This window comes from Paenibacillus uliginis N3/975 (assembly GCF_900177425.1).
In the GTDB taxonomy this organism is placed as follows: Bacteria; Bacillota; Bacilli; order Paenibacillales; family Paenibacillaceae; genus Paenibacillus_AQ; species Paenibacillus_AQ uliginis.
The window spans coordinates 844433-868169 of the sequence record NZ_LT840184.1; the positions used below are offsets into that span (position 1 = coordinate 844433).

The window sequence follows — 23737 nt, forward strand, 5'->3', positions numbered from 1 at the left end:
ATTCCATTGTATACTTGGCTTATATTTCTCGCAGAAACGCCGCCTCCCTTTAGAAGGGACGACAAAGGCGTTTCTTCTTGGACGATAGGGGGGAGCAATAACGATGCGCATGACAAATTTTTTGCATTTTACTGAAAACCACCGTTACTGCGTATACCGCGACTTCTGTCTGAGCGGATTGGATGACAAAATGCTCAGTTCCATATATCAGCCGATGGTAGGGGCTTTCGCCGTCAGTTTATACCGCCTTATGTTCATGCATGTACCTTTAGAAATGGTAGGGTATTCGGCGATCGAACAGCAGCGCCGGCTGTTTTTAACTTTAGGCCTCGAGCCCAGTGAAAAGGGACGCAAGTATTTAATAGAGCAGACCTCCAAGCTGGAAGCTGTGGGATTGCTTCAAACGAGCCGGATGTTCGTTCCGGAGACGGACGACTATATTTATGAATATGAACTACAGGCGCCATTGTCTCCTTCGGATTTTTTTAATACACAGCATCTGACACTGCTATTGCGTGACAAGGTCGGTAAATTTTCTGTGCTGTCGCTACGTGAACAGTTGTGGAGCAAGGAACCTCAAGAATGGTCGGGGATTTCGCTAAATAAAGAAAATATTTCCGTTCCATTTTATGATATTTTTGAACTGAACACCCATGTGATCGATTACGAGCTGGAGCAGGCTCTGACCGAGGTGGAACCGCCGCGAAATCCTTCAGCACAACATATCGTGCCTCAAGGTGAAGGGCTGAACTATTCTGATATTATTTTGCGGTTTCCGCGCGAATCCAAAAACAGGGTGTTTGTAGAGCGTCTTCGGTACGACCACGAACAGATGGGCATTGTCAATTATGTTGTGCGTAAGTACGACTTGAGTGTACAGGACTTGTGCCGGCTGCTCGATGAGGATGAAATCTTCTCCAGTCAAGGGGAAGTGATGCTGGACGAGCTTCAGCACAGGGCAAGTCTTCATTTCCGGCAGGGGATGAAGCTGCAGGAGAAACGGCAGATTACAGCCGGGAAGGTCGTGGCGCTGCATCAGGAATTGAATGCTGATCCGGATGTGCCAGTGGAAGAGCATGCCGTACAGATGGAATATTATGTAGAGGTTCCGTCACAATTTCAATCTAAATGCGATATTCACCAATATAATATGATGCTTCGCAACGAGCCGTATACCAAGCTGCTTCAAACGTTCTTTCCTGGCTCGGTTCCGGCGCATTTTATGGAAATGTTCGAAAAGATCGATCTCAGTTACAAGCTGCCTGGTGAAGTTATCAATGTGTTGATACATTATCTGATGTCTTTGATTGCTGCAGGTGGTGATCAACGAATCAATCGAAATTTTGTTGAGGCTATTGCTTCCAATATGCTGCTGAAGCAGGTTAACAGTTATGAGAAAGCCGTCCAGTATATTCGTGACCAAGCCAAGATGAAAGGCAAACAGGCCGCAGCCGCTTCGCGTACGCGTACATACGCCAAGAGTGGCAAAGTGAAACCGGAGATTCCGGTGGCGCTGGAGTCTGCTCAAGGTGAAGCCGTGACGGAAGAGGAATATGAGGAAATGCTGAAGCTTGCTGCTAAGATGCAGGCTAGCAAGAAGAGGGGCGGATAGATTTATGCTTCGCTCTCGTGAAAGGAAGGTGTGTACGTGGAGTCTCTAGGTGAATTGCTGGAAAGTATGAAAAGTCCAGCGTTCCGTCGCCGTTCAGATCAGATTGCAGATCATCTGCTGAAGCATCCGCTCATCCTCAGTCTTCGGGCTGAACATCCGGAGTTGGATGAAAAAGTGCTGCGGACCAATCTGAGCCGTTTGTATCAATATGTCGGGGATCATGAGAACTGTGAACAGTGCCCCGGTCTGGAGCGGTGTCCCAATGATTTTCAAGGCCATTACAGCAAGTTGGATGTTCAGCCTGTGAATGGTTCTCAGGAAATATATGAACGGAAAGCTCCTTGTTCGCTGCAAATTGCTAAAAACAATGAAGATCAGATCCGAAAACGGGTTCGCAGCTTTTATTTGGATGAACGGGCTTTGAATGAAGGTTATGATGAAGTGGAAATTATGGCAAAAGACCGTCTTCGGGCTCCAGCGGTGCACCAGGTCTTTCGGTATATTCAGGATACCAAAGAGAATGGGTTGTCCCCGCGAGGATTATATCTGACCGGATCGTTCGGAACAGGGAAGACATATCTGATGTGCTATATGCTGCATGAACTGGCGAAGGAAGGTTATACCGGTGTTATTGTATATATGCCGGATTTCGTGGAAGACCTGAAATCGATGATGCAGGACGGAAGCAAGGTCAAGGAAACGGTAGAGACCATGAAAAATTGTGATCTGCTCATTTTTGATGATATTGGTGCGGAAAACTTGAATCCATGGGTACGAGATCACGTACTGGGCGCTATTTTAAATTTCCGGATGAATCGGAAGCCTACTTTTTATACTTCGAACTACCCGCTTGACGGATTGGAAAGACATCTTAGCTTTACAAGTAAAGATGGCGAGGAAAACCACAAGGGCCAACGTTTGATGAATCGGATTTCACCTTTTGTGGATGCTAGTCAGCTGTTCGGTGAGAATCATCGCGGAAAAGTATAAAGGAAATGAGAAATCATAGATCATTTATGCGTGAAACTTATAAATTCTAATATTTTGAAAAAAAGTCTGATCTCTCGCCAAAGGGCGTGTGATCAGACTTTTTTGAAATATAAGAAAGTATAAGACTTGTCATCTATACTTGGCTTATATTTCTCGCAGAATCGCCGTCGTCCTTTGAGAAGGACGACGAAGTCGGTAAACGGTGGGTTCCATTAAAGGATCGCACCGTTTCTTCTTACGTGCTCAGCAGAGCATTAGCCAACAAGGAACTTGATAATAACCATAGCGAAGAAAATGACGAACATAAAGCCGAACATGCCCGTGAAACCCATCATCAAATCGCCAAAATCATTACGAGGTTCTTCGTTGATATGCTCCCGAGGATCCACTGCGCGCACGTTAACATCCATGGGCCTGCCTCCTCAAAAGGTGAACTGCCGTGTGATTCATTTCCTTGACATTATCACCGGGTTCATTATTTGTAGTATACCCAATCGGTAAATCATTTGTAAAGAATGGTTGAACATTCCATTCTGCATGATAGACCTATTTCACTTTGCTTATATGGATGTGGTATACTATGGTGGTCGGCTTAGACATAATATTCTAAGCACATAATGTGACTTTCCTATAAGGAGGAGAAACTCATGGCTATCGTCAATGTATCCGACCAGACTTTTACTAATGAAGTAGAAGGTCAGGGAACGGTTGTAGTTGATTTTTGGGCGCCTTGGTGCGGTCCTTGTAAAATGCTTGCTCCGATTCTGGACGAATTGTCCCAAGAACTCGGCGATGATGTGAAAATCGCGAAGGTGAACGTAGATGAAAACCCTGAATCTGCTTCCCGTTTCGGCGTGATGAGTATCCCAACACTGATCTTCTTTAAAGACGGCCAGCCTGTTGATAAAGTTGTCGGTCTGAACTCCAAAGAAGCTTTGAAAGGCATTATTGCCAAACATCAGTAAGCAAGCATCTATTATATAGGATGTACGTGTACCCATACAGCGCCTTCGGTTTCGGACCGGAGGCGCTTTGTGTGGTTTTAAATCATAATCTCCCTGGAGAGGAGTAGAAGGATGGAAGATTTCGCGAAGAAGCTTCAGGAACAGGAAAAGGCGATGGAGAATATCCGTAATAAGCTGGCTCTTCTGCCCGATCTGCCGGGCTGTTACCTGATGAAGAACGGGGAAGGCACGATTATATATGTAGGTAAGGCCAAGGTTCTCAAGAATCGGGTGCGTTCCTATTTTACAGGCAGCCATGATGGGAAAACCCAGCGACTTGTTTCTGAAATCCGCGATTTTGAATACATCGTTACGGGTAGCAACATGGAAGCCTTGATTCTGGAATGTAACCTGATCAAGACACACCAGCCTCGTTATAATGTGTTGCTCAAGGATGACAAAACGTATCCATACCTAAAGATTACGAATGAAGCGCATCCCCGGCTGGAAGTAACGCGGCGGGTGCTTAAAGATAAAGCAAAATATTTTGGACCTTATCCGAACGGTTATGCAGCCCATCAGACCAAAAAGCTGCTCGACCGTATGTATCCGCTTCGGAAGTGTGGGGTAATGCCGAAAGAGGTGTGTCTGTACTACCACATGGGCCAGTGTATGGCTCCGTGTGTGAAAGAGGTGCCTCAATCGGCTTACGAGGAGATTACACGGGAAATCAGCTCTTTTCTAAGCGGTGGACATGAAGAAGTGAAAAAAGAACTGCAGCGAAAAATGCAGGAGGCGGCCGAAGAGCTGTACTTCGAGCGCGCCAAAGAGCTTCGGGATCAAATCATGCATATCGATGCCATTATGGAGAAGCAGAAGATTACTACTGCCGATACGAAGGACCGGGATGTATTTGGTTTTGCGGTTGATAAAGGCTGGATGTGTGTTCAAATTCTATATATGCGCCAGGGTAAAATGGTTCAGCGAAACGCATCCGTGTTTCCTTACTACGGAGAGGCGTACAGCGACTTCATGTCATTTGTTGCACAGTATTACAGCGACAACCCGGCTCTGCCTCAGGAAATACTTCTGCCAGGGCCTTCAGTCGACAATGCTTCTGAAGCTGCAGAGACATCTGCCCTTTCAGAAGCTGAGATGAAAGAGATGGAGTCACAGGATGACGAAGCTATGCAGCAGGGAACTGTTCCGGATGCTGAATCTTCCGATAAAGCTGACGATTACCTCGGTGAAGGAGCAGGAACGGTGGACGCTGCCGGTGGTGCTGCTGCTCTGCAGGAGTGGATCGGTGTGAAGGTGCACGTACCTCAGCGAGGCTTGAAGCGCCAAATGATCGGGATGGCCTCACAAAATGCCAAAGTATCACTGGATGAGAAGTTTCGGCTGATTGAACGGGATGAGGAGCGGACGTCGATTGCTGCCGCTAACCTGGGCGAGGTAATCGGTCTCGATACGCTGCATCGGATCGAAGCGTTCGATAACTCGAACATACAGGGGACGAACCCGGTCTCTGCCATGGTTGTGTTTATTAACGGCAAACCTGACAAGAAGGAATACCGGAAGTATAAGATTCGTTCCGTGCAGGGGCCGGACGACTATGAGACGATGCGAGAGGTTATACGGAGGCGCTATGAACGGGTGCTTAAGGAAAATCTGCCTATGCCCGATTTGATCGTAGTGGATGGAGGTAAGGGCCAAATTTCTGCAGCCGTGGATGTGCTGGAGAATGAGCTGGGTCTGTTCATTCCGGTCTGCGGACTTGTTAAGGATGCTAAGCATAAGACGGCGCAACTGATGGTGGGTGATCCGCCAGAGCCTGTGTCGCTGCCTCGTGACAGTCAGGAGTTTTATTTGCTCCAGCGTATACAGGATGAGGTTCACCGTTTCGCGATATCTTTCCACCGTGACCAGCGGGGGAAATCGATGGTTACCTCTAAGCTGGATGCGATTCCGGGAATCGGAGAGAAACGGCGTAAGATGCTCCTGAAGCATTTTGGATCTGTTAAAAAGATTAAAGAGGCCAGTATTGATGACTTCCGGCCTTTGTCTATAGGCGATAAACTCGCTAAGGAGATTTTAAGTGCACTGCGTGATGAGGAGTCGTAATATATTTGTGGAAAAGGAGAAACGGCCTCCGTCCTATATGGACGGATAAGCCGTTTCTTTTTTTAATGTATTGAATTTGTAGATTACGTAACCGACGATGGCCGGCAAAATAATGTAGAAGATCCCCATCCACAAGTTAACCGGATCGTTCATCATCATGAGACTGAAGCCCATCAGAATGCTGTTGAACACTACATGCGCGAATACGGCGGCCATGTATCCGTAGCGCAAGAAGATGAAGCTGAACAGAAGTCCGATGATGACCAGCTCAATCGGTCTTGAGATGACCGGATAGATCGGATACAAAGTGTGGCCGAGGGCCCAGATGATCGAGGTGATGAGGCTGGCCACGAACGTGTTGCGGACGATTTTTTTAACCATTTTAATACCGAACAGACGGTAGACAGCCTCTTCCGATATACCTGCAAACCAGGCCATCAACGGAAATAGCCATGGGTACAACATGTTAAAAGGCGATTGCGAGGCATCTGTTGTAGACCAGGTATTGAGTGTAAGACCCAGCGCGATAAAGATCAGGGACTGTACACCGAGCAGAATGCAAGCCCACAAATACCCGAGTTTCATGCTTTCCAGCACGTATACGCCATAACCGGGTTCTTTGGCGCGCGGCCATGGATTTAATCCGTCTTCCTTACGCCACAATCCGTTCCCTCCGACGAGTGAGAAGTAGAGCAGGGCTGAGAATACGAGGGAGTAGCCCACATAAAAGATCATGATACCTTTAATGCTGGCATCGCTCATTCCGTCAGCTTTAAAGACTGGCAGCAGGTTATAAGTGTTCAGCATTTGAATAACAAACAACAGTAAAGCAAGGAAAATACCCCTTTTAAAAGAAGTATGAGCTTTGGTTTTTACGCTGTAGACGATTGCCAGAACGCCCAAAACCAGTGTAAACAATCCGTAGCCCAGCAATGTAAGCAAGGTGGCGTTAAGCGTCTGCTTCTCCACATAGGCGGTGTGAGCACTAGGAACGGAAAATACAGGCTCGTACGAACGCAGTTGGCGGTCTTCAAAGGAGAAGTTCAGCCGAAGACGGGAGTCTCCGATCTTAGTTTCCGGGTCCTCATATTTCAGACCAGGTTCCCCTTCGCCAGTAATTCGTTCAAGCTTGGACGTATCATAACCTGCTCGGTGAAGCCAAGGTGCAGCAAGCGCCTCTTTCTCGGCTAGCGATATGCCGCCTTCGATCATCAGGAGCATCTGCGTTCGTACGCCGCCCATCTGCAGCATGGCCCCTTTGTAACTGGAGCCGGCCATATCATAGGAAAAACCGGCGATACCCGCGTTCTGCATATGTACATCCACATTTAAGGATGTCCCATCATTTTGATCAAACCTTACGCGATAAACATCATAAGGATATTTGCTTTCGAACTTTTTGTTATATTCGGTCAGCAACTTTTCTTTGGATAGATACCCGTATACATCGGATCGGGATTGGTATGTAACGAGAGGTTCTTTACCTGGTGCGATGTTGTACTGCAGCTGTTCCTCTACGAAGCGTTCAGCGGCCTCTGCTGCTGCCCCTTTGGTTATCATCTCGGGAGCTTTTACCTCTAGCGTGTCAGAGGCAGTAGACGGAAATACCTGAAAAATTAGAAACAGAATCAGGCCGATTGCCCCGAGCACCATTAAAGGTTTTTTGTTCGACTGAAGTTTAAGGGGCTGTCCTGCTTTATTCATGTCATTCCTCCTTGGTAATAGGGGTTAGAAACCGTTCGAGACGTTTCTTTCATGGAGACATAAAGCCAATATAACATAGATATGTAAGCTGCAAACGGCTTATCCCATTCAAAATTATGAAAGATACGATGAAAACGAAGGAAAGATTTCGAAAACCTCAGAAAACCATGTGCTACTACTCTTGAATATGCCCAATTTCGTTCTTTTTTAAGTTAATTTACGCTAAAAGCGGCTTTGGGTTCCTAAGGGTATTGCGTTATAATCACATCATGTTAATTGAATAGATAGATCAGCCGAATTTCGTAACGAAAATGGGGGAACCATTTAATTGGGGTGAATTTCTTTGCTGTATAGCAGGGAATAGGGCGACCTGTGATATGCCCGAATCCGTCAGCTAACCTCGTAGGCTGCAGCACAGGAACCCAAACGCGTAAGGCATTGGATTTCCAGTGTCTTTTTTTCTTTGACTTTTTTGAAGAGGTGAATATGTTGACTTCCAAATTATTTTGGCTCCGCTTGTCGCCGCCGCAGATTCTTGTCATGGGGTTCGGAGGAATTATCACGATTGGAACCTTGCTCCTAATGCTGCCGATTTCCAACACGACAGGGGAACCGCTGAACTTTATGGATGCCTTATTCACTGCGACATCCGCGACCTGTGTTACCGGTCTTGTGGTGGTGGATACAGGAACATTCTTCAGTTCCTTCGGACAGGTAGTCATCATGCTCCTGATACAGATAGGTGGTTTGGGTTTCATGACCATGGCCACGCTGTTTGCGCTTGTATTAAAGCGCCGTATTTCATTAAAAGATCGTCTTATCCTGCAGGAAGCGATGAATCAGTCATCGATGGAGGGTATCGTTCGACTGATCCGCAGGGTTCTGCTGTATTCCTTGGTGATTGAAGCTTGTGGTGCGCTGCTGTTGACCCTTCGCTGGGCATTTGATATGCCTTTTGGGAAAGCTTTGTACTATGGAATATTTCATGCGGTAACGATGTTTAACAATGCGGGATTTGACCTGTTCGGTGAATTCAGAAGTTTGACCGGGTACGTGTACGATCCATTAGTCAATTTTGTAGTTATGTTCTTGATCGTATCCGGAGGAATTGGATTTATCGTCATGGCTGATCTAGTTGATTATAAAAAAAGCCGGAAGCTGTCACTGCATTCCAAGGTGGTTTTGTCCATGACAGGCGCGCTTATTTTGATAGGGGCAGTTGTCATATTCATATTTGAATTCACGAATCCGAAAACATTAGGATCGCTGAATTGGGGTGGGAAAATTCTTGGCTCCTTCTTTCAATCGGTCACACCGAGAACGGCAGGAGCCAATACACTCGATATAACCGGTTTACGTCAGGCTTCACAGTTTTTCATAGTTATTCTGATGTTTATAGGAGCTTCCCCGGGATCAACGGGGGGCGGGATTAAAACGACGACATTTACGATGATGATCGCTGCTGTCATTGCTATGATGCGGGGCAAAGATGAGATTGTACTGTTCCGGTACCGGTTGGTTCAGGAACGGGTTCTTAAAGCGCTGACCATTACGCTGCTTGCTCTGCTGCTGGTAATCACCGTAGCCATGATTCTTTCAACGACAGAAGACAGCAGCTTTCTCTCTATACTGTTCGAGGCAACATCCGCGTTTGGCACAGTGGGGCTGTCGATGGGATTGACACCGCACTTGTCATTGTTCGGAAAACTTCTGATTAGCATTACGATGTTTGCGGGACGACTTGGGCCTCTAACGCTTGCATATGCATTAGGCCCTAAAAAGGGTAAGGAATTGTATCGTCATCCAGAAGGAAAAATGATTATTGGATAAGGAGATTGGCTGAGAAATGAAACCAAAGCAGTTTGTGGTAATAGGGCTCGGACGATTCGGATCAAGTCTGGCGCTTGAACTGATGGATTTAGGTTACGAGGTACTCGGGATCGACCGGGATGAAGAAGTGGTCGAGGATATGAGTGAGTTCCTCACCCATACCGTGGTTGCCGATGCGACGGATGAAGAAGTACTTAAGTCACTCGGAATACGGAACTTTGATTGCGGCATTGTAGCAATTGGTGACGAGATCCAGACGAGTATTTTGGCGGCAATTCTTCTGAAGGAGTCAGGTGTAGCCACCGTCGTTGCCAAGGCAATATCCGTATTGCACGGCCGGGCATTGGAAAAGCTGGGTGTTGACCGGGTAATTTTTCCGGAGAGAGATATGGGAATAAGAGTTGCACATCAGCTTGTTACGCCGAACCTTCTGGATTATATTGAACTGTCCAAGGACTACCGGATCGTGGAAATGACGGTGACGGACTGCATGGATGGAAAAACACTTAATGAACTGAATACCCGTGTCCGTTACGGGATCAGTGTTGTGGCATTGAATCAACGTTCGGGTGTGATAGTGGCTCCGACCGCGATGGATATTTTGCGTGCAGGCGACATTATGGTTGTTATAGGATCGAAAGAGAACATTGATCGCTTTGAGGGCGAAGTCGTTAATATGTAGAAACTAAGGATTTATCTATATCAATAGCTGGTATAACATCGGCATATAAAGCCAATAACCTGACGTATTTCTCTCGTCAGGTTATTGGCTTTTGTCCTCTTCAAGTTTACGGAACAATGTTTCAGTCTCGGCAACCCAACGGCTGGCGGCATTGCTGAGATCAGAGGGATTTCCGTAGATGAGACTGGTCGTTCGACGTGTCTCGATTAGAGCGGGGATGTGGATGTCAACAAGTCCATTATCCGACAGCAACTGCGGGCGGAGATAGGATTTGGGGAGGAGTGCGGCCGCTTTACAGGTGGGGATGAGACGTACAATCGCTTCGAAGGAGTCGATCTCCATACGGATGTCAGGCATGATCCCCCAGCGGTGAAACAGATCATCGGTCAGCTTCCGGTACCAAGTACCTGTTGAGAAGATGATCATGGGCAAGCCTTGAAGCTGTTCAATTCCGACCTCTTGGCTTTCAGCCAAAGGATGCGTAATCGGCAGCACAAGTTCAAGATGATCGTCGAATAGCGGTATGCAGTTTAAGCCAGGCTGATTAATGGATGATGCAACGATGCCGACTTCCACTCTTTTGTCACGAACCGATGATACGATTTCATGTGTCTTGCCTGTAATCAGTTTAATTTCAGCTGTAGGATGACGTTCCATAAATGCATTCACTAGGGGAGGCAGCGTTGTTTGAAGAGTTGTCAGGCTGGCTCCGAGCGAGATGGTAATCTGATCTTCCACACGATAATGTGCAAGTGTCTGCATGAATTTCAACTGTTGCTGGCGCTGTTCCAGAGCATAGGTGTAGGCAAGCTGGCCGATGGAGGTAAGCTCGAGCCGCTTTCCGCGCCGATTAAATAGCTGGACACCGAGCTCGTCTTCGAGTTTGGAGATTTTACGGGAAAGGGCAGGCTGGGAAAGGTTCAGTAACTTGGAAGCTTTGTTTATGCTTGATTGCTCTACGACAATAGCGAACACGTCCAATTCTTCGAACAACATTTTTCACATCCTAATTAAATTTAGCTTATGCGTATAGAGTATAACGATTAATAATTATATTGCAATTCCATTATAAGAGAAAAAGGAGTAACATGAAATATGACACAGGATGTTCACAGAATGTGCGAAATGGGGGACATTTTGTCGTTGTATGCGTTTAGTGGATAGATGGTATGAGTGTAATGAATTATGATGAGACTTAATGAAAACGCTACACATCGGAAAGGGGAACGTCAACTGATGAAAGGGTATTATTCCAGAAAGCTGCATTCTTTGCTTGGTATTATACCGCTCGGAGCCTTCTTGCTTACTCATATGATTACCAACTTTAAGGCTTTCGATGGTGGAAAGGAAGGCTTTGATAAAGGTGTCCAATTTATAAACGGCCTACCGCTCATATTTTTCCTCGAGCTGTTCCTGATTTGGCTGCCGCTTATGTATCATGGCGTTTACGGTTTGTACATTGCCTATCAAGCAAATAACAACGTTGGCAACTACAACTATGAGCGGAACATTCGTTTTACTTTGCAGCGGATTACCGGTGTTATTACGTTTGTATTTATCATTTGGCATATGTACGATACACGTTTCCAGATCGCAATGGGCAATATCACACACGATGAATTAGGTGCAGTTATACATGGTATTGTTAGCAATCCAATCCTGTATGTACTGTATGTGATCGGGATTATCTCGGCAACTTTCCACTTCGCGAACGGACTGTGGGCATTCCTCGTTAGCTGGGGCATTACGGTTGGTCCGCGTGCGCAGCGTGTATCCTCATACATCTGCATGGGTTTGTTCGTCCTTATGAGCGTATTGTTTATTCTTGCCATGACCGCATTCAAGAACTCCGAGTTCCAGGCGGCGACAGCTTTTATTGATATGTTTAAGACAGTTTTGAGCTAAGGGGAGTGAACAGAAATGGCATCTAACATTATTGTGGTGGGCGGTGGATTAGCTGGTTTGATGGCAACCATCAAGGCAGCTGAAGCTGGAGCTCACGTTCATTTATTCTCACTGGTACCTGTTAAACGTTCTCACTCCGTATGCGCACAGGGCGGAATTAACGGAGCCGTTAATACAAAAGGGGAAGGCGACTCTCCTTGGGAGCACTTTGATGATTCTGTATATGGCGGTGACTTTTTAGCAAACCAGCCACCGGTTAAAGCGATGTGTGATGCAGCACCAGGTATTATTCACCTGATGGACCGGATGGGGGTTATGTTCAACCGGACTCCAGAAGGGTTGCTCGATTTCCGTCGTTTCGGTGGTACGAAACATCACCGTACAGCATATGCAGGTGCTACGACAGGCCAGCAGCTTCTGTACGCACTTGATGAGCAGGTTCGCCGCTGGGAAACAGCTGGTCTTGTAACCAAGTATGAGAACTGGGAGTTCCTGAACGCTGTCATTGATGATGAAGGCGTATGCCGCGGTATCTCAGCTCAAGATCTGCGATCGATGGAAATCCGTACATTCCCGGGCGACGCGGTTATCCTGGCGAGCGGTGGCCCAGGTATTATTTTCGGCAAGACGACGAACTCCGTTATTAACACCGGTACTGCAGCGAGTGCTGTGTATCAGCAAGGTGTACATTATGCGAACGGAGAATTCATTCAGATTCATCCGACAGCGATTCCAGGCGATGATAAGCTGCGCCTCATGTCTGAATCCGCACGTGGTGAAGGTGGCCGCATATGGACGTATAAGGACGGAAAACCTTGGTACTTCCTTGAAGAGAAGTATCCTGCTTATGGTAACCTGGTGCCGCGGGATATTGCGACACGAGAAATATTCAACGTTTGCGTCGATCAGGGACTAGGAATTAACGGAGAGAACATGGTTTATCTGGACCTTTCTCACAAAGACCCTAAGGAGCTTGATGTAAAACTCGGGGGCATCATCGAAATTTATGAGAAATTTATGGGAGATGACCCGCGTAAAATCCCTATGAAAATCTTCCCAGGAGTCCATTACTCCATGGGCGGTATGTGGGTTGACTACAACCAGATGACGAATATTCCTGGGTTGTTTGCTGCCGGAGAATGTGAGTACCAATATCACGGTGCCAACCGATTGGGTGCAAACTCTCTCGTATCCGCTATCTATGGCGGTATGGTAGCCGGACCGAAAGCAATTGAGTATGTTAAAGGATTGAAGAAATCGTCTCAGGATGTTTCGTCCGCTATTTTTGATCGGGCTGCGATAGAGCAATCCGCTAAATTCGATGGCCTCTTGAAAATGCAGGGCACAGAAAACGCTTATGTACTGCATAAAGAGCTGGGCGAGTGGATGACCAACAATATGACCGTTGTTCGCTACAATGACAAGCTGGAAGCGACAATCGGCAAGATTAAAGAACTGAAGCAGCGTTATAAAAAAATCAACATGACGGATACTTCCCGCTGGAACAACCAGGGTGCAGCGTTTACCCGCCAGTTGTGGAACATGCTTGAGCTTGCTGAGGCGATGACTCTAGGAGCGCTTCTGCGTAACGAGAGCCGCGGAGCTCACTACAAGCCTGATTTCCCAGATCGTAATGACGAGGAGTTTTTGAAGACAACGAAAGCGACTTGGACACCGGACGGACCACAGATTTCGTATGAAGAAGTGGATGTTTCCTTGATCCCGCCGCGTATTCGCGACTATTCGAAAGAAAAGTAAGAAGGGGGATTTGACATGGCTCAAACCACAGCAGCCTCGAAGAACGTCAAATTTTTAATTACCCGCCAGGACAGCCCGGAGACGAAAGCCTATACTGAGGAATTCGAACTTCCGTACCGCCCCGGCATGAACGTAATTAGTGCATTGATGGAAATTCAGCGTAATCCGAAAAATGCTCAAGGTCAGTCGACTACTCCGGTATGTTGGGATTCCAACTGCCTCGAGGAAGTTTGCGGTGCCTGCTCCATGGTGATTAATGGCAAGCCGCGTCAGGCTTGTGCTGCGCTCATCGATAAGCTAGAACAGCCGATTCGAATCCAGCCGATGAAGACTTTTCCAGTCGTACGCGATTTGGTTATTGACCGCAGCCGGATGTTTACGGCGCTTAAGAAGGTTAAAGCCTGGATTCCGATTGACGGCACCTATGATCTCGGTGCAGGACCACGGATGCCTGAGAAGAAGCGTCAGTGGGCTTATGAGCTGTCCAAATGTATGACATGCGGTGTATGCCTTGAGGCATGCCCGAACGTCAATGAGAAGACTGATTTTATCGGTCCGGCAGCTATCTCACAAGTTCGTCTCTTTAACGCCCATCCAACTGGGGAGATGAACAAGGAAGAGCGCTTGGATGCACTGATGGAGGACGGAGGCATTGAAGGATGCGGTAACTCGCAAAACTGTGTACGTTCCTGTCCGAAAGGCATTCCACTCACAACATCTATTGCCGAGATGAATAAAGATACGACCAAACATCTGTTCAAACGTTGGTTGAGCGTATAACAAAACTTGATGATATTGAAGAGCATTTGTCCATCGGTGAAAAGAGGACAAGTGCTCTTTTTTCGTATGGAGTGTTATATTAGGATTTATATGCTTCACGTATAAATAAGGCTCAAATTCAAAATCAGTGTTTGACTTTGACTTCATCGTACAGATGATTAAATGGCGATCGCATGCCATAAACATACCTAACCGCTCGCTATAAAACTGTTATTTGGCGGACAATGAGTAGGTTTGAGAATTAATGGACTCAGGAGCCGCTATTTGTGGAGATTTCGGACATTTCGAATGCTAACGGACACAGATGACGCTATTGCGGGTGCGAATATCCCAATTCGCCTATTTTTTCCGAAATAAGGTCGTTGGAGTCCGTGAAGATCCAAATTGGCTGATTTTTCACCAAATAAGCGCTGTGGTGTCCGTTATCCAATAGATTTTTATAAGTAGTAGTAGGGGGAAGCGTATCGTATCAGTACTAGCCATTAGCTGGCCGTTAATTCTCAAAGAAACGCTCTTCATCCTTATGTAGGATGCCGAAGGCGTTTCATCTTATATAAAATGTTATATTATACCTTTATCGATTAAGTTTTGAACAAGGAGAGAAAATCATGATTGTTGAAAAACCAGTGACTATTGAAGAAATCGCGAATGATCTAAGACGTCTTGGGGTCAAAGCGGGTATGACGCTGTTGGTTCATTCTTCTTTAAAGAGTATGGGAGGCTGGATTGTTGGCGGAGCAGAAGCGGTCATTATGGCCTTGGAAGAGGTGCTGGGGGATGAAGGGACACTGGTGATGCCAACGCATTCCGCTGACTTGACCGACCCATCCACATGGAGAAATCCTCCGGCGGATCCCAAGTGGTGGCAGCTGATTCGGGATTCCATGCCGCCTTATGATAAAGATTTCACGCTCACATCCGGTATGGGTCAAATTCCGGAAACGTTCCGGAGACAGTCGGATGTTCTTCGGAGTGCCCATCCACATGTATCTTTTGCGGCAAGAGGTAGAAATGCAGAGGTCATCACACAATCACATCCACTGTCTGACAGTTTGGGGGAACAATCGCCTCTCGCTAAGCTTTATGAACTGGGCGCTTATGTCTTAATGCTAGGAACGAGTTATGAGAATAATACATCCTTTCATCTGGCGGAGTATCGGGGAGCTTGGCAGGGAAAACAAAAGATAACAGCAAATGCTCCGGTAAGAAGAGAAGGCGGCAGAACGGTATGGGAGGAATTCAGCGACATCAACTTTGATTCGGATGATTTTGAACAGGCAGGGGCTGATTATGAACGCGATTGTCCTGATGGCTATACCCGGGGGAGCGTGCACAACAGCACCTGTATACTGGCACAGCAGCGCATCATGGTTGATTATGCTGTGAAGTGGATAGAGGCGAATCGGAAGGCATGATAGACTTGATGTCGATTGTCCCGGATAACCGTTGCATATGCCCTTTCTATGATGGGAACACTGCGCCAAGTCTTCTTTTAATGCTATAAGATGGCGGTGCCGGGATTGCTTTCAATGTATATGCACGAAGCAGTGGAGAGGACGAAGCAGTTTCGGAAAAGCGGAGCGGTAAAAGCTTTCCAAAGGAAAGCTGCTTCGGAAGCATAAGCTCTTTGTCCCCGAATTTCTTCCGATAAGAAATCACTCAGGAAATTCGGGGGCAAGAGAGATTGGAGAAATGATTCGTTCGCGTAGCGCCTCACAACGGAACGAAGGATGTCCCAGATCAACGGAAGTTTAAGGCTTCATCAGCTTCCGCAGCAGATTCAGCCCATTCTTGCCGGGATACCGGAAAGAAAAGTCGAACATATTCGTCTGTCGAAGGATACTTTTCATATGTGAGAAGGTCTGGAAACTGTGTTCGCCGTGATAGGCGCCCATTCCGCTTTCACCCACGCCTCCGAATGGAAGGTGAGGAGTAGCCAGATGCATAAGTGTATCATTAACACATCCTCCGCCGAAGGAAATGTTAGACAGAATTTTGTTCTGAACACCAGAGTCCTTGCTAAACAGATAAAGGGCAAGCGGCTTGGGTCTAGCATTGACCGCGGTAATCACTTCATCCAGATGATCGTAAGTTAATATAGGGAAAATCGGGCCGAATATTTCTTCCTGCATGACCGACATGTCCCAAGTAATATCATCCAGCAGAGTAGGTTCAATGAGCAGCTTGCCTGCATCACTTTTGCCACCATGACGGATGGATCCGTTATTCAGGAAATCGGAGAGACGATGAAAATGCTTCTCTGATACGATCTGGCCATAATCCGAATTAGAAAGGGGAGAATCGCCGTAAAAATCGGTGATCGCTTCCCTCATATGGCCCAAAAGCTGTTCCTTTACACTGTGATGCACCAACAGGTAATCTGGAGCAATACAGGTCTGTCCCGCGTTGGTAAATTTACCGAAAATGATTCGCTTTGCGGTCAGTTCCAGCGGGGCATCTTCATGAACGATGCAAGGGCTTTTGCCGCCAAGCTCCAATGTGACGGGAATGAGATTTTTGGCGGCTGCCTGCATGACGATTTTGCCGACTTGGATACTGCCTGTGAAAAAAATATAATCCATCGGTTGTTCCAGCAGACGGGTACTCGTATCCGGGCCGCCTTCTACAACCGCTACATACTGCTCAGGGAAGGTCTCCTTGATTAGAGACGAGATAACACCGGAAACGGTAGGTGTCAGCTCTGATGGTTTAATAATGGCTGTGTTGCCTGCTGCCAATGCCCCGATCAGCGGAGCTATAGCGAGCTGCCATGGATAATTCCATGGAGAGATAATAAGAACAGTACCATACGGCTCAGGGTGGATTTTTCCCCGGCTTCCGACGTGTGTCAGTGCAGTTTTTACCCGACGGGGTTTTGCCCATTTGCGGATATTTTTTATAACGTACGACAGCTCTTTATATACAATACCGATTTCAGTTGTGAATGCTTCCTGCTCACTCTTATTTAAATCCTTACGCAGCGCGCTTAAAACCTCTTCTTCCTTCGAAATTAAAGCACTGCGCAGTTTGTTAAGCTGTTCAATGCGGAAACTTACATCCCTGGATGCTCCCGACTTGAAATAACGGCGCTGGTCTAGAACTAATTCCTCAATAGAATCGTTAACGATCATAGGTGAACGAGCTCCTCTCTCTACCATGGTAAAACCTATGGTTAATGATGCTCTCTAATAGATTATAAAGGAGGCTGCTCCAAAATGAAAAATTATCCGGACCTCACGGAAGTTTCGGATCAAAAGGTTGGGGACAAGCCTCCTTACACCTTAACCCGGCGGCAGTTTCTAAAGGTGGGTACATCTGTCCTGATTGGAGCGGGACTTGCAGCTGGGGGCTACGCTTCGCTGCTTGAGCCCAAAATGCTTGAGGTCAATAGGATTACGCTGCATCAGAAACGGCTGCCAGAAGCTTTTGACGGGATGAAAATTGCTCATTTCAGCGACCTTCATTTAGGGTTCCAGACGGATGCCAAAGATGCGAAAAAAATAGTGAGTGCCATCAACCGGGAACGTCCTGATCTGATCTGTTTTACTGGTGATATGGTAGACGGTCCGGTAGATGCCATGGTAGAAGCTGTCGATCCATTCTCTGCGCTAAAGGCACCTCTGGGTGTGCTGTCCATTGTGGGGAACCATGATTTTGACGATGTGAAACGGCTCATTTTGCTTCAGGAAAAAGCGGGGTTTACTGTGCTGCGCAACGAACATGTGCTGTTGAAACGAAATGGCGGACACATGGCTGTCGCCGGGTTGGATGACCAGTTGATAGGATCACCTGATCCAGATAAGGCGCTGAAGGGAATCCCGGAGAAGATGTACACCTTGCTCATGATGCACGAGCCGGATTATGCCGATTGGGCAGCCCAGTATCACTTTGATCTGCAGCTGTCCGGTCACAGCCATGGTGGGCAGATCCGTCTGCCGTGGATCGGGGAGGTTATTACACCCCCAGGCTCTAAAAAGTACGTCAAGGGACTGTATACGATAGGAAACTCACGCATGTCACTCTATGTAAACAGAGGGATCGGAACGACCCGCCTGCCTTTCCGGTTTCTGTGTAAGCCGGAGCTTACAATCTTAACTTTGAGAAAAAGTAGGATATAACCTAAGAAGGGAAGTATTAGGAGAGTATACGAGTTACATTTTGCAAGTTCTAACTTTTGTTACACAATTGAAATATACCTGTTATCAAACTCTAACAGCAGCAGGGTACACTTATCACATGACCCCCTTTTGAGAATATATATCTTGTTTAGGACCCGGATTTCCGGGTCCTCTTTTTTTTTGTTTATGACAAAACGAAAGGACGACCGGAGCCTCTAATTAAAGAGGCACGGTCACCTTCCGCTTCTGTTTGTAATATACCCACTCTGTAAAACCGATATCTTTCAGTACGGCAGCAACTTCTTCGAAATCTTCCCCTACCCTGGAAGGCTTATGGGCGTCTGATCCAAATGTAACCTCGACACCATGGTAATGTGCCCGTTCTAATATTTCATTGGAAGGATACCAGCCACCGGACATTTTTGTTTTGCCTGAGGTGTTGATCTCAATAGCGACTCCACATTCCGCAATCACCTTAAGGGTTTCTTCTAGCGCATCTTCAGTCAAAATGTCCGAAAACGATGGATAGTTACCTTTCATGGCATCGATATGTCCAAGAATCTGGAACATGCCGCTCTGGGCCGATTGACGAATGAGTGAGAAATACTCCTCTTTTTCGGCTATCTTTTGCTTTGGCGTAAATCCTTTCCAACGATTCTTGTTGAAAATACTGACACCGCTCACCTGATGGACAGAGCCAATGATGTAGTCGAAAGGATAGAGGGAAAGGGCTTGACGGTATGATTCTGCATGCTCAGGGAAAAAATCCGATTCAATTCCCAGAAGCACATCGATTTTCCCCTCGTACTCTTGCTTCAATTGAAGAACTTCGTTCACATAATTGGCGATCTCAGCTTTACCCATGGCAATGAAAGGAAAGGGCTGTTCTTCTGGGCTCCCGAAATAAGGAGTGTGGTCTGATATACCAATGACCTTAAGGCCGGCACCAATTGCTGCCTCAACGTATTCCCTGATGTTTCCGTCTGCATGTCCGCAGCGGAAATGGTGAGTGTGCAGATCGAATTTCATGATGTCCTCCTTGAAAGAAAGTTGAAATGCTCATTCGCTACTGATGAACTGGGTTTCTGGCATCCCCTTCAAATCACTAATAAATTGACGCATAGCCGAACTGACGTATCTTCCACTCTTATAAATGACACCAACGGGATGGCTGACTTCTAGCTCCGTAAGAGGAACGATTTGAAGCGTTCCGTTCCGAAGCTCTGTAGACACGGATTGCTTGGATATAATGGCGGCGCCGAGATTGATCTCGACCATCCGCTTAATCTCCTCGCTGCTTGACAGCTCCATGACAACTTGAGGATTCACTCCATGTGATTTCATGACATCATCGGCAAATCTGCGACCCACAGTATCTTGAGTTAGCAGGATTAAAGGAGTCTGACCGAGCACTTCGATACCGGCTTTTCTTGATTTGGCCAGAGGATGCTGTGGAGATACGACCAATTCAAAAGAGTCATAAAAAAGAATGGAAGAGTTTACGTTGGGGTTCCGTTCGATTAGGTACCCGATCCCGATGTCGATCAGGTTGTTCTCAACGCTGTGATAAATTTGCGAAGAGGCCATGGACTGAATCGTTGTTTTGATATATGGAAACTGATCCTGAAAATAAGACAGCACTCTCGGCAAAATCTGAATCGCAATCGAAGTTGTGGTTCCGAGCCGGATATGCCCTTGGGGGGTCTGGTCCAGGTCGGCCAACCTTTGCTTCAGTTCGTCTACGATTCTGAGGATATGTTCTGCGTGTTCTACGAACACCTGACCCCGGTCCGTCAGTGTTACAGGCTGACTGCGGTCAACAAGCACGGTTTTGAATTCATCTTCGAGACTTTTGATTTGGGCCGAAACGGCTGGCTGGGTCAAATTAAGCAATTCCCCCGCTTTTCGAAAGCTCATTGTTTTGGAGATGGTGATGAGTGTTTCCAATTGGCTAATGTTCATGACCGTCCTCCTGACCTGATTTCATTTTTCCGTGCCTTCCAAACGATGTAATCTTATTAATTTAAATTATAGGTGATTATGAATACCGGGGCAATGTGAAGCCGCTAATGTTCCGGTTTTTAAGGCAACAGGTTGTTCTAATTAATATTTTCTAATATTTAATTGTAAAATGTGAGGGATAAAAACCGATAATATTAAAGACTGATATTATAGGACTACGACTAAAGGCCTTACTTTTTATCGGTATTTATCTACAAAGTGCCAGATTTTTAGTTGATACACAGTCCTTGATTGTTAATTTATGATGATTTATTGCAGGGTATCCATTATAATGGCTTTAACTAATAATTGGGACTTTGGGACCCTGACCATCAACCCAGTGAAAGGGGATAATCGGGAATGAAAGCGGAAGTCATCAATCCTTTTTTAGAATCCGCATGTCACGTCATTGAGCAGGTCATACAGGTTTCACCTTCCACGGGCAGTCTCGGGGTTAAGGAGATTTCGTTAATCGATAATCATATATGGATTCAGATTGGCATGACGGGTCAAATGAGCGGTGATATTGTGTTTGGACTGCAGGAGCAAGTTGCCCTGCGTATGGTTTCTGTAATGATGGGCGGATATATACTGACGGAAATGGACGAGATGGGGCAGAGTGCGATTTCGGAACTTGGTAACATGATCAGCGGCAATGCGAGCACGATTTTATCTAATCAAGGGGTAAATGTGGACATTTCTCCTCCAAAGGTCATCAGATCGGTGAATGTAACCCAGTTTGCCCGAAAAAAAGCATTGAGTATTCCACTTATGATGGACGGGATCGGCGAACTGGATATTCAAGTCATGATTTCTTAGAATAGAGTAATCATAGCAGTCCTTCGCAAACGGCCAAGACTTGCAAATGTTCACCCGTCGGACTGTAGAGAGGAAGATATCATGCTTGAGAACAAAGTGATTGTTGTTACGGGAGCATCCAGCGGCATTGGTGCGATTACCGCTGAGATGTTGTCGAATGAGGGGGCTTATGTGGTTCTCGCAGGCCGGTCGGAAGAACGCTTAAAAGAGGTTGGTAGCCGGATGAAAGGTCCTTATGAGCTGGTGTTGCTCGACGTACGGGATGCAGAACAGGTAAAGATTGTATTTGATCAGATACATCAAAAACACGGCAGAGTAGATGTTCTTCTGAATAATGCCGGTTACGGGATTTTTGAGTCGTTTACGGACACCTCACAGGAACAGTTTGAAGATATGATGAATGTAAATTATATGGGTATTGTTCGATGTACGCAGGCTGTTCTGCCTGGTATGCTGCAGCGAAAGAGTGGACAAATCGTTAATGTTGCTTCGATGGCCGGAAAGATCGGTACAGCTAAGTCAACAGCGTACTCTGCAACCAAGCACGCGGTTCTCGGTTTGACGAATTCACTGCGCCAAGAGCTCCGGGGGACTGGAATTACCGTTTCAGCGGTAAACCCGGGGCCGATTGATACACCGTTTTTTTCACTCGCCGATCCGAGCGGCGGTTATGTGAAAAACGTAGGCTGGTTTATGATGAAGGCGGAATATGTTTCCCGGCGCATTGTCAAGTTGATACATAAACACAAGGAAGAGATTGATCTTCCACGTCTGGCTGGTGCCGGTATAAGGCTTTATCATTTGTTTCCGCGCCTAGCTGATCGCCTGTCTTACCGATGGATGAACAAAAAATAACAATGAAATCTTCAGTTAGCTATGGGACCGGCTCTTTGAGAGTCGGTTTTTTCAAGTTTAATGGAATAATGGAATATATAGTTCGAGCTTCATTTGGTGGGAACTTCTGTTTTAGCATATAATGAAACATGAGTGAACAAGACTCAAAGATAAAGGATGGACGAACCTATGACTTCTACTACATTTATGACGCTCGGCATTGCCGAGGATTTGGCCACCCGCTTGGGTGAGTTTGGAATACATACGCCTTCTCCGGTACAGGCTGAGGCGATTCCGCAAGTGCTGGAGGGTAAAGACGTTCTGGCAACTTCCCAGACAGGAACCGGCAAGACCTTAGCGTATTTGCTGCCTGTACTGCAGAGCATTGATCCCGATAGCAAAACCGTTCAGAAAGTGATTCTGGCGCCGACCCAGGAGCTTGCAATCCAGATTGTGCGAGAGGGCGAGCGATACGGGGAACAGAGAGGCATTGGTGTGCTTGGTCTTATTGGGGGAGCATCGGCAAAACGTCAGCTGGAAAAGCTGAAGCTGCATCCTCAGCTGATTGTAGGTACGCCGGGCCGGGTGCGTGAGCTGATTGAAATTAAAAAGCTCAAAATGCACGCCGTCACCACCATCGTCATCGACGAAGTGGACCAGGTATTTAATCTCGGAGCGGCAGGCGACGTGGAACGGATTTTGCGGAGCGCAATGCGCGATCGCCAACTCGTCTTTCTGTCGGCTACTGTCAGTCCGGAAACGGCTGCATTGGTTAAGCGGGAAATGGACCGGCCGGTCGAGATCGGTATCGATCCTGAGCTGCGGACGCCTTCAGCGCTGGAACACTACTATTTTGTGAGCGAAGACCGTGACCGGATCGATATGGTGCGGCGCGTTGTCCGCCATTATAAACCAGAGCGGGCCATTGTGTTTGTGAATACAACGGCTGATCTTGGCGAAGTTGAGGCCAAGTTGAATTTTTCGGGTCTTAATGCTGCGGCTTTATATGGTGATGCGGATAAAATGACACGTAGCCGGGTGCTGAACGCCTTCCGCGAAGGCCGCACACAGCTGCTCGTAGCGAGTGACGTGGCGGCAAGAGGACTTGATATCGAGGGTCTTGGTATGGTCATTAATTATGATCCTCCGATAGACTCCGAGCATTACACTCACCGTGCTGGTCGGACCGGACGGATGGGGCGCAGCGGTATGGTCATTTCCATCGTAACCGATCGGCAAACGTTTATTATGCGTAAATTTAACCGTGAGCTGGGTATTTCGATTGAGGAAAAGGCGATGTTCGGTGGTAAGGTGCGGTCCGCAAGGGTATCTGCTTCCGGTGTCGGACGTTCTCCGCGTGAAAGCTCTGTTGAGGGTGCGGGCAGAGAGAAAACAGCTCGTCAGAGCCCCGGGAGACCAGAGAAGACTTCCAGAAAGACCGATACCCGGAGTTCAGTGGGCAAGGTCTCACAAGAACGGCAGAGTGAGCGGGAGCGTGACCGCAAGAACAAAGGCGCGCCAAAATGGCTGAAGAACAAGCCTCCACGCGGATAACGGCTCTTTTCGGATGACAAGCAGGGCTGTTATTAGGAATTAGCCAATCCTTATACCAGTTAAGCGTGTATGTACACGATAT

The 23737-nt window shown here is 46.9% G+C and carries 20 protein-coding genes and 1 riboswitch; of the genes, 14 read left to right on the plus strand and 6 right to left on the minus strand.

From position 1 onward, the window contains the following. Positions 1–103 precede the first annotated feature (103 nt). Together B9N86_RS03940 and dnaI are read left to right on the plus strand one after the other, a co-directional pair. Positions 104–1612, plus strand: coding sequence for a replication initiation and membrane attachment family protein (locus B9N86_RS03940; protein WP_208917862.1), 1509 nt, complete (start codon positions 104–106; stop codon positions 1610–1612). Positions 1613–1648: 36 nt separating this feature from the next. Beyond that, positions 1649–2602 carry a primosomal protein DnaI gene (gene dnaI / locus B9N86_RS03945; protein ID WP_208917863.1) on the plus strand — a complete coding sequence of 318 codons (954 nt, stop codon included), beginning with the start codon at positions 1649–1651 and terminating at the stop codon, positions 2600–2602. Positions 2603–2856: 254 nt separating this feature from the next. Here the strand turns inward: dnaI and B9N86_RS03950 are convergent, their stop codons facing one another. Then, a complete protein-coding gene (locus B9N86_RS03950) occupies positions 2857–3012 on the minus strand; it encodes a YqzM family protein (protein WP_208917864.1) in 156 nt (51 codons plus the stop codon). 237 nt (positions 3013–3249) lie between these two features. Between B9N86_RS03950 and trxA the strand changes: the two genes are divergently transcribed. Next, positions 3250–3567: a thioredoxin gene (gene trxA / locus B9N86_RS03955; protein WP_208917865.1), complete on the plus strand. Its 318-nt coding sequence runs from the start codon at positions 3250–3252 to the stop codon at positions 3565–3567. Between the two features lie 111 nt (positions 3568–3678). After that, positions 3679–5670 carry an excinuclease ABC subunit UvrC gene (uvrC, locus tag B9N86_RS03960; RefSeq protein WP_208917866.1) on the plus strand — a complete coding sequence of 664 codons (1992 nt, stop codon included), beginning with the start codon at positions 3679–3681 and terminating at the stop codon, positions 5668–5670. 33 nt (positions 5671–5703) lie between these two features. Here the strand turns inward: uvrC and B9N86_RS03965 are convergent, their stop codons facing one another. Then, on the minus strand, positions 5704–7374 hold the full coding sequence (locus B9N86_RS03965) for a CPBP family intramembrane glutamic endopeptidase (protein ID WP_208917867.1): 1671 nt from the start codon (positions 7372–7374) through the stop codon (positions 5704–5706). Between the two features lie 281 nt (positions 7375–7655). Then, a riboswitch (cyclic di-AMP (ydaO/yuaA leader) is annotated at positions 7656–7798 on the plus strand. A 62-nt stretch (positions 7799–7860) separates the two neighbouring features. Between B9N86_RS03965 and B9N86_RS03970 the strand changes: the two genes are divergently transcribed. Both B9N86_RS03970 and B9N86_RS03975 read left to right on the plus strand, forming a co-directional pair. Further along, a complete protein-coding gene (locus B9N86_RS03970) occupies positions 7861–9204 on the plus strand; it encodes a TrkH family potassium uptake protein (protein WP_208917868.1) in 1344 nt (447 codons plus the stop codon). Positions 9205–9220: 16 nt separating this feature from the next. Further along, positions 9221–9886, plus strand: a complete 666-nt coding sequence (locus B9N86_RS03975; RefSeq protein ID WP_208917869.1) for a potassium channel family protein — start codon at positions 9221–9223, stop codon at positions 9884–9886. Between the two features lie 81 nt (positions 9887–9967). Here the strand turns inward: B9N86_RS03975 and B9N86_RS03980 are convergent, their stop codons facing one another. Then, entirely contained in the window at positions 9968–10879 is a 912-nt protein-coding gene (locus B9N86_RS03980; protein WP_208920074.1) for a LysR family transcriptional regulator, read from the minus strand. Between the two features lie 243 nt (positions 10880–11122). Between B9N86_RS03980 and B9N86_RS03985 the strand changes: the two genes are divergently transcribed. From B9N86_RS03985 to B9N86_RS04000, 4 genes are all read left to right on the plus strand, one after another. Beyond that, positions 11123–11791, plus strand: a complete 669-nt coding sequence (locus tag B9N86_RS03985; RefSeq protein ID WP_208920075.1) for a succinate dehydrogenase cytochrome b558 subunit — start codon at positions 11123–11125, stop codon at positions 11789–11791. A 15-nt stretch (positions 11792–11806) separates the two neighbouring features. Further along, on the plus strand, positions 11807–13549 hold the full coding sequence (sdhA, locus tag B9N86_RS03990) for a succinate dehydrogenase flavoprotein subunit (RefSeq protein ID WP_208917870.1): 1743 nt from the start codon (positions 11807–11809) through the stop codon (positions 13547–13549). A gap of 15 nt (positions 13550–13564) precedes the next feature. Then, the gene (gene sdhB / locus B9N86_RS03995; RefSeq protein ID WP_208917871.1) at positions 13565–14329 is read left to right on the plus strand and encodes a succinate dehydrogenase iron-sulfur subunit; all 765 of its coding nucleotides are present in this window, start codon (positions 13565–13567) and stop codon (positions 14327–14329) included. A 608-nt stretch (positions 14330–14937) separates the two neighbouring features. Then, on the plus strand, positions 14938–15744 hold the full coding sequence (locus B9N86_RS04000; RefSeq protein WP_208917872.1) for an AAC(3) family N-acetyltransferase: 807 nt from the start codon (positions 14938–14940) through the stop codon (positions 15742–15744). A gap of 336 nt (positions 15745–16080) precedes the next feature. On the opposite strand, the gene B9N86_RS04005 is transcribed toward B9N86_RS04000, so the two are convergent. Then, entirely contained in the window at positions 16081–17460 is a 1380-nt protein-coding gene (locus tag B9N86_RS04005; RefSeq protein WP_208917873.1) for an aldehyde dehydrogenase, read from the minus strand. 84 nt (positions 17461–17544) lie between these two features. On the opposite strand from B9N86_RS04005, the gene B9N86_RS04010 reads away from it, so the two are divergent. Next, positions 17545–18447, plus strand: coding sequence for a metallophosphoesterase (locus B9N86_RS04010; RefSeq protein WP_208917874.1), 903 nt, complete (start codon positions 17545–17547; stop codon positions 18445–18447). A 219-nt stretch (positions 18448–18666) separates the two neighbouring features. Here the strand turns inward: B9N86_RS04010 and B9N86_RS04015 are convergent, their stop codons facing one another. Together B9N86_RS04015 and B9N86_RS04020 are read right to left on the minus strand one after the other, a co-directional pair. Beyond that, on the minus strand, positions 18667–19476 hold the full coding sequence (locus tag B9N86_RS04015; protein WP_208917875.1) for a histidinol-phosphatase: 810 nt from the start codon (positions 19474–19476) through the stop codon (positions 18667–18669). 30 nt (positions 19477–19506) lie between these two features. Next, a complete protein-coding gene (locus tag B9N86_RS04020; RefSeq protein ID WP_208917876.1) occupies positions 19507–20409 on the minus strand; it encodes a LysR family transcriptional regulator in 903 nt (300 codons plus the stop codon). 399 nt (positions 20410–20808) lie between these two features. Between B9N86_RS04020 and B9N86_RS04025 the strand changes: the two genes are divergently transcribed. From B9N86_RS04025 to B9N86_RS04035, 3 genes are all read left to right on the plus strand, one after another. Further along, positions 20809–21267 carry a chemotaxis protein CheX gene (locus B9N86_RS04025; protein WP_208917877.1) on the plus strand — a complete coding sequence of 153 codons (459 nt, stop codon included), beginning with the start codon at positions 20809–20811 and terminating at the stop codon, positions 21265–21267. A gap of 81 nt (positions 21268–21348) precedes the next feature. Continuing rightward, the gene (locus B9N86_RS04030) at positions 21349–22122 is read left to right on the plus strand and encodes an SDR family NAD(P)-dependent oxidoreductase (protein ID WP_208917878.1); all 774 of its coding nucleotides are present in this window, start codon (positions 21349–21351) and stop codon (positions 22120–22122) included. A gap of 168 nt (positions 22123–22290) precedes the next feature. Beyond that, positions 22291–23655, plus strand: coding sequence for a DEAD/DEAH box helicase (locus tag B9N86_RS04035; RefSeq protein ID WP_208917879.1), 1365 nt, complete (start codon positions 22291–22293; stop codon positions 23653–23655). Positions 23656–23737: the final 82 nt, after the last annotated feature.

Bases quoted from the DNA above. Each gene is read 5' to 3' on its own strand.
- B9N86_RS04020 (WP_208917876.1), bottom strand. From the start codon at position 20,409: ATGAACATTAGCCAATTGGAAACACTCATCACCATCTCCAAAACAATG.
- B9N86_RS04015 (WP_208917875.1), bottom strand. From the start codon at position 19,476: ATGAAATTCGATCTGCACACTCACCATTTCCGCTGCGGACATGCAGAC.
- B9N86_RS03975 (WP_208917869.1), top strand. From the start codon at position 9,221: ATGAAACCAAAGCAGTTTGTGGTAATAGGGCTCGGACGATTCGGATCA.
- sdhA (WP_208917870.1), top strand. From the start codon at position 11,807: ATGGCATCTAACATTATTGTGGTGGGCGGTGGATTAGCTGGTTTGATG.
- B9N86_RS03940 (WP_208917862.1), top strand. From the start codon at position 104: ATGCGCATGACAAATTTTTTGCATTTTACTGAAAACCACCGTTACTGC.
- uvrC (WP_208917866.1), top strand. From the start codon at position 3,679: ATGGAAGATTTCGCGAAGAAGCTTCAGGAACAGGAAAAGGCGATGGAG.
- sdhB (WP_208917871.1), top strand. From the start codon at position 13,565: ATGGCTCAAACCACAGCAGCCTCGAAGAACGTCAAATTTTTAATTACC.
- B9N86_RS04025 (WP_208917877.1), top strand. From the start codon at position 20,809: ATGAAAGCGGAAGTCATCAATCCTTTTTTAGAATCCGCATGTCACGTC.
- trxA (WP_208917865.1), top strand. From the start codon at position 3,250: ATGGCTATCGTCAATGTATCCGACCAGACTTTTACTAATGAAGTAGAA.
- B9N86_RS04000 (WP_208917872.1), top strand. From the start codon at position 14,938: ATGATTGTTGAAAAACCAGTGACTATTGAAGAAATCGCGAATGATCTA.
- B9N86_RS03965 (WP_208917867.1), bottom strand. From the start codon at position 7,374: ATGAATAAAGCAGGACAGCCCCTTAAACTTCAGTCGAACAAAAAACCT.
- B9N86_RS04010 (WP_208917874.1), top strand. From the start codon at position 17,545: ATGAAAAATTATCCGGACCTCACGGAAGTTTCGGATCAAAAGGTTGGG.
- B9N86_RS03970 (WP_208917868.1), top strand. From the start codon at position 7,861: ATGTTGACTTCCAAATTATTTTGGCTCCGCTTGTCGCCGCCGCAGATT.
- B9N86_RS03985 (WP_208920075.1), top strand. From the start codon at position 11,123: ATGAAAGGGTATTATTCCAGAAAGCTGCATTCTTTGCTTGGTATTATA.
- B9N86_RS04035 (WP_208917879.1), top strand. From the start codon at position 22,291: ATGACTTCTACTACATTTATGACGCTCGGCATTGCCGAGGATTTGGCC.
- B9N86_RS04005 (WP_208917873.1), bottom strand. From the start codon at position 17,460: ATGATCGTTAACGATTCTATTGAGGAATTAGTTCTAGACCAGCGCCGT.
- B9N86_RS03950 (WP_208917864.1), bottom strand. From the start codon at position 3,012: ATGGATGTTAACGTGCGCGCAGTGGATCCTCGGGAGCATATCAACGAA.
- B9N86_RS04030 (WP_208917878.1), top strand. From the start codon at position 21,349: ATGCTTGAGAACAAAGTGATTGTTGTTACGGGAGCATCCAGCGGCATT.